The 2,446-nt window shown below is 36.3% G+C and carries 3 protein-coding genes; all 3 read left to right on the forward strand.

Annotated elements, in window-relative coordinates; all coding sequences use genetic code 11:
• Positions 1-337: 337 nt before the first annotated feature.
• The 3 genes from H540_RS0121965 to H540_RS0121975 all read left to right on the forward strand — a co-directional run bounded on the left by H540_RS0121965 (position 338) and on the right by H540_RS0121975 (position 2,310).
• Positions 338-1,015, forward strand: coding sequence for an MgtC/SapB family protein (locus tag H540_RS0121965; RefSeq protein WP_028402396.1), 678 nt, complete (start codon positions 338-340; stop codon positions 1,013-1,015).
• A 744-nt stretch (positions 1,016-1,759) separates the two neighbouring features.
• Positions 1,760-1,951, forward strand: coding sequence for a hypothetical protein (locus H540_RS0121970; RefSeq protein ID WP_028402397.1), 192 nt, complete (start codon positions 1,760-1,762; stop codon positions 1,949-1,951).
• 65 nt (positions 1,952-2,016) lie between these two features.
• Positions 2,017-2,310, forward strand: coding sequence for a hypothetical protein (locus tag H540_RS0121975; protein ID WP_028402398.1), 294 nt, complete (start codon positions 2,017-2,019; stop codon positions 2,308-2,310).
• The last annotated feature ends 136 nt before the right edge of the window (positions 2,311-2,446 follow it).

Raw genomic sequence — 2,446 nt, forward strand, 5'->3', positions numbered from 1 at the left:
GAGGAAGTAAGTGCCAATGCCGTTTTGTTCGAAATAGCAAATGAAAACGTCGAAATTATAAATCATTTATATATAACTGGTTTATAGGTTCAACGTTTAGATGCATGGAATAAGGTTTGGATAATAAAAGAGGGAATTTGGATAATAAACAGCATACTTTGGAGAATAAATGCACCATTTGGATAATAAACTGCTTAAATAGGAAAGAACATGATTGCCAGGTCACATTTATTTTCGCAGTTGGTAGATAAAATGTGTTTTTTTAACTATTAACATTTTTTTCATTGATATAATAGACAAATCAAGAATCAATATTGGGAAATAAGGAGGTGGAAAGATGATAGTTGAACTGTTAATCAAATTAGGAATCTCTCTTTTACTGGGTTTATTGATTGGGCTTGACAGACAACTAAAAAATAAGCCATTGGGAGTAAAAACGAGTATGGTGATTTCTGTAGCCAGTTGTTTAATAACAATTGTTTCTATTGAATCTGTACAGAAATACTCCTTATCAGGGCACACCAATATGGATCCTATGCGTCTTACAGCGCAAATTGTGAGCGGGGTAGGTTTTCTGGGAGCTGGTGTTATCTTAAGGAGAAATAATGATGCGATTTCCGGATTAACAACTGCTTCTATGGTTTGGGCAGCATCTGCGCTAGGAATTGCAATCGGAGCTGGTTTCTATTTGGAGGCAATTGCTGCTATGATCCTAATCATTCTGGCCATTAATGTATTTCCGTACATTATTAAGTCAATGGGTCCTAATTCTTTAAGAACAAGGGACTTGACGGCAAAAATAGTTGTGAGTGAGGGCCAAGAACTAAATCAGATTTTTAAGCAAATCAAGCATCTAAGCATGCAAATCAAACGTGTAAAAATCAAAGATTTAAATGACGGTTGCCAACAATTAGAAATGATGATCATAGCCCCTGAAAATCTATATACAACTGATATATATACTTCCCTAAAAGAAGTCAAATACGTTGTTTCGGTAGAAGTCGAAAGCGGGTAGAGAATTAAGGGAACTATATACAAGTGAATAAAAAACCCGTCTTTTGATAGTGGGGAGAGAGCATCCGGCGACGTGCAGAAGCGGTCAAACCCTTTTCTTGGCCCATGCAGGGGGAAACCAGAGAGAGGAAGCATACATAAAGAGGTTCCGTGCAAAAAATCTAGGAAACTTGGACATACTGATACTACTACTCTACAAAGGTGTGTGATCGGTCTGAAAATGAAACATTTGTTCAAGTAATGTTTGTGAATTCATTGTTTGGTCTTACAGCATAAAAAGGATTCCGGGAGGGGAATCCTTTTGTCTTTTTTAACTTCAGGTAATTTTGTAACTTTACCCATAAGTTTACCAAGGCAGGAAGCATAAAGTTGCCGGAAATCTCTTGTTTTTAAACATATTTCCACGACTTCTCATAAAAAATGGAAGCATAAGTTTGTGGCAAGCTAATAATTAACTTATAAGCTTGCCATTAGTTTATGCAGGTTTTTATACATATGGAGTACAGGAAATAAAGACAATGATTACTCATAACCATTGATATAACGGGATGAATAAAAAACTGCATACGTAGGTGAAGGGGATTCTCCACATAATGTTGATAAACTGGGGATTGTTGATAGGGAGAACTTCCGATAATGAGATGTTATGTTAACTTCACATGAATACCATATACATCCAAATTTTATAACAAATCGCTTCTTCCGGATGGTACAATATGGATATAAGGGGAAGGAGTTGAGGAAGATGAAGAATGTTTATCAAGGTTTACAGTATGTAGGAATTCTCACCATGCTCATCTTTGGTGGTACCTTCATCCTCCGTTGGATGTTGCAAGACGAATTGTTGCTGGACCAATTGATCGGCTTTACTGTTGGATTGGTCGCTCTAGTGATAGCATACATTGTGAAGCATCGCAACAGACAACACACAATATAAGGAAGACTCTCTCTCCAGAACGGGGAGGGGTTTGCTCTTGATTCCAAACAAGGGGGATTAATGTATTGCCTGTACCTGTAATTTATATAGCACTAGCTATAGCACTAACGTTAGAACTTTTTTTCTTTAGTATTTTTTTTACTAGCCAACTGGCTAAGATGCCTGTTATAGCAGGCTTCATATTATGCTTAATTATTTCTGTTTTAAGCCTTTTTATCAGCCTATACGCCTTAGTGAAACATAGTCCAAAGTTCGTAGCTGCTTTGTCTTTTATAATAGCTATGGTAATTCTTTTTTTCACTGTATGGGCATATCTAATTCCTGAAGCTGGAATCCCTGCACCTATACAATTATGGTAAGTAACTTAGGTATTCGGATGCTGTGAAGTTTCTTCAGGACAGGTTTGCTGTTTAATTATTGTTCTTTGAAGGGATTGAATAGTCTTTGAATATTGGTTTAGGATTGATATCAGTACCTTTTGCAATGATTTTTATT

The sequence above is a fragment of the Ectobacillus panaciterrae DSM 19096 genome, assembly GCF_000430785.1.
In the GTDB taxonomy this organism is placed as follows: Bacteria; Bacillota; Bacilli; order Bacillales; family Bacillaceae_G; genus Ectobacillus; species Ectobacillus panaciterrae.

Excerpts from the sequence above, each read along its gene's own strand:
- H540_RS0121970 (WP_028402397.1), top strand. The coding sequence starts at position 1,760 with ATGAAGAATGTTTATCAAGGTTTACAGTATGTAGGAATTCTCACCATG.
- H540_RS0121965 (WP_028402396.1), top strand. The coding sequence starts at position 338 with ATGATAGTTGAACTGTTAATCAAATTAGGAATCTCTCTTTTACTGGGT.